Source organism: Methanobrevibacter sp., assembly GCF_045577275.1.
In the GTDB taxonomy this organism is placed as follows: domain Archaea; phylum Methanobacteriota; class Methanobacteria; order Methanobacteriales; family Methanobacteriaceae; genus Methanobrevibacter.
This window is the reverse complement of sequence record NZ_JAZNIB010000147.1, coordinates 1-5094: the sequence shown is the minus strand read 5'-3', so window position 1 is coordinate 5094 and position 5094 is coordinate 1. Positions and strand designations below refer to the sequence as shown.

Genomic DNA, 5094 nt, shown 5'->3' with positions numbered 1-5094 from the left:
CTACAGTTTCAGATTCGAGAAAAGAGGAGAAGTTGTAGGTCTTAAAAGATTAAGAGCATTCACCATGCCTGATATGCACAGCTTCTGTGCTGACATGCCTCAAGCTCTTGAAGAGTTTGATGCTCAAGTGGACATGTGTGTTCAAACCGGTGTAGACCTTGATGTAAATTATGAAGCAATCTTTAGGGCAACTGAAGAATTCTACAACAACAATAAGGAATGGATGGAAGCAACTGCAAAAAGAATCGGTAAACCATTGCTTTTAGAAATCATTCCTGAAAGAAAACATTACTGGGATTGCAAAATCGACTTTGCAGCTATTGACTACTTAGGAAGACCTATTGAAAACCCTACAGTTCAAATAGATGTTGAAAGTGGTAAAAGATTCGGCATCGAGTACGTTGACGAAAACGAAGATGCTCAAAACCCAATCATCTTACACTGTTCACCAACCGGAAGTGTTGAAAGAGTTATCTGCAGTTTACTTGAAAACACTGCAAAAGAAGATGGAAAAGCTCCAATGTTACCAGCTTGGTTAAGTCCATCACAAGTCAGGATCTTGCCAATCGGTGAAAAGCACTTAGACTATGCTAACGAATTGGCTGATAAGATTGCAGCAGCTGACATCCGTGTAGATGTAGACAACAGTGATGACAGAGTCGGTAAGAAAATCAGAAACGCTTCCAAAGAATGGATCCCTTACATCGTTGTAATCGGTGACAAGGAAGTTGAAACTGACAATTATAATGTAACTGTAAGAAAAACTGGTGAAAAGGTTGACATGACTGCAGATGAACTTATCGCAGCAGTCAAGGAAGAAACCAAAGGAATGCCTTTCAGAAGACTTCCATTACCAAGAAACGTTGCAGAAAGAATTAATTTCAAATAAGTTGATTAAATCAACTTATAATTTCTTTTTTTTAACATCTTTTTATTTGTTCGTATAGTAACTAAATTTATTTTTTTCAATGCTCTTTTTAAACCTTAAATTGATTAACAATCCTATATTTAAATATTAAATTGAATAAATACTAATATGAACAATTATTATTGAACAATTTATTAGTGATTTTTATTAAATATGGATTGTTTTAATTTTTATTGGAGGGGCTTAAGATTAATTTAAAGAAAGTTGTTATGGTTTTAACTGTTTTACTTATTTCATTTTTAATGATTAGCTCAGTTAGTGCAGGTTGGTTTGATTTTTTAGGTGGTGACTCAGCTGAAAATAATGAAACCAATTTCGTTGTCGGATATTTCGTTGAATTTCCGCCATTTGAATATACAGATGATAATGGTGAAGTGACCGGTTTCGATTTAGACTTAGCCCAAGAAGTCGCAGACAGAAACAATTGGACATTTGTAAAACATCAGATAATTGATTGGGACACTAAAGAAGCTGAACTTGACTCAGGTGCTATAGACTGTATCTGGAGCGGATTTACAATAAATGGCAGAGAAGATAATTTCGCTTGGAGTGAACCATATTTCAACAATTCCCAAGTATTTGTTGTAAAAGCAGATTCCACCATTTCTTCAGCTGAAGACTTGAAAGGAAAAACTATAGATGTGGAAATGGGAAGCAGTGCCATAGAAGCTCTTGAAAACAATCAGACCTTAAAGGGCAGTTTTGAAAATATCAATGAAATTACAGAATATGACACTTCATTTATGGATTTGGAATCTGGAACCTGCGATGCTGTTCTCGGTGATCGTGAAGTCATGAAATACATAATCAATACAAAATACAATGAGGAAGATTATAAGATCTTAGAAACTCCATTAGCCATTGAACAGTATGGTGTTGGATTCAGCAAAGACAATACTGAATTGAGAGATCAAGTCCAAAAAACCTTAAATGAAATGTATGAAGATGGAACTATCGATAAGATAGCTCAAAAATATAAAGATTATGGAGTCCCTGAAGGGGTAATCCATCCATAATTTTTTTCTTTTTTTATTTATTTTAGATTAATTTTTAAAATTATTGTTTTTATTTTTTTACTTGTTTTCAAAATATAATTACTTAACTATATATTGTATTAAAATCATAAATTATATTGTATAAATACTTACTATATTATAGAAATGATATGGTGATATTTAAACTAAATAAATGATTTAAATTAAAATATAATTATAAATTTATTCTTAAAATTGGAGGATATGAAATGTTTATAGGAGAAGCTCTCATTGGAGACGGAGACGAATTAGCACACGTTGATTTACTTATTGGTGAAAAAGACGGTCCTGTAGGAAACGCTTTCGCTAATGGATTAAGCCAATTATCTGTTGGACACACCCCATTACTCAGTGTAATCAGACCTAACTTAATTACCAAACCAGCTACCATCATCATTCCTAAGGTAACTGTAGGTGACTTGGATGATGCAAGCAAAATCTTTGGACCAGCTCAAACTGCTGTAGGTAGAGCTGTAGCTGATTGTGTAGAAGAAGGAATCATTCCTAAAGACAAAGTCGAAGATTGGGTAATCAATGCAAGCGTATTCATCAGCCCAGCTGCTAAAGACTACAGAAAAATTTACCAATACAACTATGCTGCAACCAAACTTGCAATCAGAAGAGCATTAAAAGGATATCCGGATATTGATAAAGTGTTATACGAAAAAGATCGTGGAACCCACGCAATCATGGGATTCAAAGCAATCAAACTCTACGAACCACCTTACTTGCAAGTTGCTCTTGACCTTGACAACATGGAGGTTATGGAAAGAATCATCAAGCAACTCCCTAACAGAGAAAGAATCCTCCTTGAAGCAGGAACTCCTCTTGTTAAAAAATTCGGTGTTGGCGTAGTCGGTAAGATCAGAGAATTAGCTCCAAGTGGATTCATCATTGCTGACTTGAAAACCTTGGACGTAGGAAGAGTGGAAGTTAAGATGGCAGCAGATGAAACTGCTGATGCAGTAGCAATTTCCGGTCTCGGAACCATTGAATCCATTGAAAAGGCTATTCACGAATGTCAAAAACAAGGTATCTACTCCATCCTCGATATGATGAATGTAGATGACTTCACCAAAAAACTCAAGAAACTCAACAAAGAGTTCTTACCTGACATTGTTCTTCTCCACAGAAATGTTGACTTAGAAAGTAAACTTAGAGCAGAAGGCAAAAACCTTGATGACGTAAGTGCTTGGGGTAACATTAAGGAAATCAAGAAAATCACTGGCGGTTTAGTTGCTGTAGCTGGAGGAGTAACTCCAGAAAAAGCACCTGAAGCATTTGAAAAAGGTGCAGACATCATCATCGCAGGTAGATACATCATCGGTTCCGGTGACCCAAGAAGAGCTGCAGAAGATTTCTTAGCTCAAATGCCTGTAGATCCAAACCACATGAGAGTGGTAATGGAAGACGATGAACAAATCTAAGTTCAGTGAAATTAAAATTATTAAAGCCTTAGCTAATTAGATTATTCTAATTAGCTATTTTTTTTAAATAAATTCTGATTACATTTTTATGAAAAGGTGATAGAATGGGATTTTGCAATTCTTGTGGAAGACCTATAGGAAGAAACGACTATGGAACCAATGAAGATGGAAGTCCAAATATGGACTACTGTAAAGATTGCTTCCAAAACGGTGAATTTACAGAACCTGACATAACCATAAATGAAATGATTATCAGACATGCGAAAAGAATGCTTAAAAGAAATCCTGATTTACGTGAAGAGGAAGCAACAGGAATACTTTGCAACTTCTTGCCAAACCTAAAAAGATGGAATCCAAATCCTGATGATGAAATCGATGAGGATGAGGAACCAGTAATGGGTTACAGAGGAAATGCAAGAGACATGTTCTGATTAAAAAAAAAGTATTTTTTGAAAACATTTTATAGAAGTTTTTATTAGTCTTTATTAATTTTTATTAAAGTTTTAACTTCTATAATTACTATTTTTATTTAAAACTTTAAGACAAGAAAAAAAAGTTAATTACTAATTTTAAAATTTAATAAAATAATAATCATAGAATAAGAATTATTAAAATAAGAACTATTTTTAAAAATATAAACAATTAAAAAAAGATCACTTAATCAATAAGTGTTTAAAAAAAATTATTGTATTCTTAAAATGAAACTCTTGAATTTGTCCAAGAGATTTTTATAATGAATGACCTTAACTTTTTCATTGTATAAGTCTTCTTGAGATCTTTCATATTTTTTGAGTAATGAGATGTATTCCTTTTGCAATTCTACATAATCATCAAAAGAGTATGCGGAAGATGTAGATGTGAATTGTTCATTACTTATGAATTCACTATTACTATCATTATTTGCAACAAAGCCATCATTATTTGGATAGTTGTTATTATTTTGTGAATTTAATTTATCGTTTAACAGATTTAAATCATCGTTCAAGTCAGAGATTATGAAGTTCTTATCTTCGAGCTGTTTTCTTAAGCTGGAAATGGTATTTTTGTTTTCTTCAAGTTGATCTTTCAAACTTGAACAATCTTCCCTTATGACATCAAGTCTTTTTCTGGATTCAATCAATTCTTCTTCAGACTTGTCCAACTTTTCGGAAAGTGCAGATACTTTAGAGGAACTAATATCCAATTCTTCTTTATAGGTATCTAACTCAGTTGTTAGTTTTTCATTTTCCTCTTTCAACATGGCGTTGAACAATTCTAAAGCGGATTGCAATTCATCAAGCTCTTCAAGATCTTCTGCTTGAGATGCAGGTAAAATCAGGACTTCTTCCTTATCTTCAAAGATATTGTCAGACTTAGATACGGTAACCTGTACCTGTTCTGTTTTATAGGTCTTTTTAGTACCATCTTTTAATGTCCTGTTATAAGACCTAAAATATTTCTTAACAACACCTTTTACGAAATCCATAATATTCCCTCTAGAATGTAACCTATAAACAAAAATTCATTGACAAAACTTGCAGCATATGACAAACTTGTCAATAATATATCATTATGATATTAGTTATATGATTTATATTATATAAATTTTTTAAAAAATCCTTAGTTCGAATGAAAATTAAAAATATTTAAAAATATTCGATTGGAAATAAAAATTTTTTAAAAAATTTATAAGAATTAAAATAATTTAAATAAAAAACATAATGAT

At 32.5% G+C, this 5094-nt stretch carries 5 protein-coding genes; 4 read left to right on the top strand and 1 reads right to left on the bottom strand.

What is annotated here, in order from left to right; all coding sequences use genetic code 11:
• From ACKI67_RS04470 to ACKI67_RS04455, 4 genes are all read left to right on the top strand, one after another.
• Positions 1-889 (top strand): His/Gly/Thr/Pro-type tRNA ligase C-terminal domain-containing protein (locus tag ACKI67_RS04470; RefSeq protein WP_407462198.1); only part of this gene is annotated, 889 nt, incomplete at its 5' end.
• Between the two features lie 281 nt (positions 890-1170).
• Complete coding sequence (locus ACKI67_RS04465) at positions 1171-1944, top strand: amino acid ABC transporter substrate-binding protein (RefSeq protein ID WP_407462197.1); 774 nt, start codon at positions 1171-1173, stop codon at positions 1942-1944.
• Positions 1945-2171: 227 nt separating this feature from the next.
• Positions 2172-3389, top strand: a complete 1218-nt coding sequence (locus tag ACKI67_RS04460; RefSeq protein WP_407462195.1) for a bifunctional 5,6,7,8-tetrahydromethanopterin hydro-lyase/3-hexulose-6-phosphate synthase — start codon at positions 2172-2174, stop codon at positions 3387-3389.
• Between the two features lie 104 nt (positions 3390-3493).
• Complete coding sequence (locus ACKI67_RS04455; RefSeq protein ID WP_407462194.1) at positions 3494-3820, top strand: zinc ribbon domain-containing protein; 327 nt, start codon at positions 3494-3496, stop codon at positions 3818-3820.
• A 251-nt stretch (positions 3821-4071) separates the two neighbouring features.
• Here ACKI67_RS04455 and ACKI67_RS04450 read toward each other — a convergent pair whose 3' ends face one another.
• On the bottom strand, positions 4072-4854 hold the full coding sequence (locus ACKI67_RS04450; protein WP_407462193.1) for a hypothetical protein: 783 nt from the start codon (positions 4852-4854) through the stop codon (positions 4072-4074).
• Positions 4855-5094: the final 240 nt, after the last annotated feature.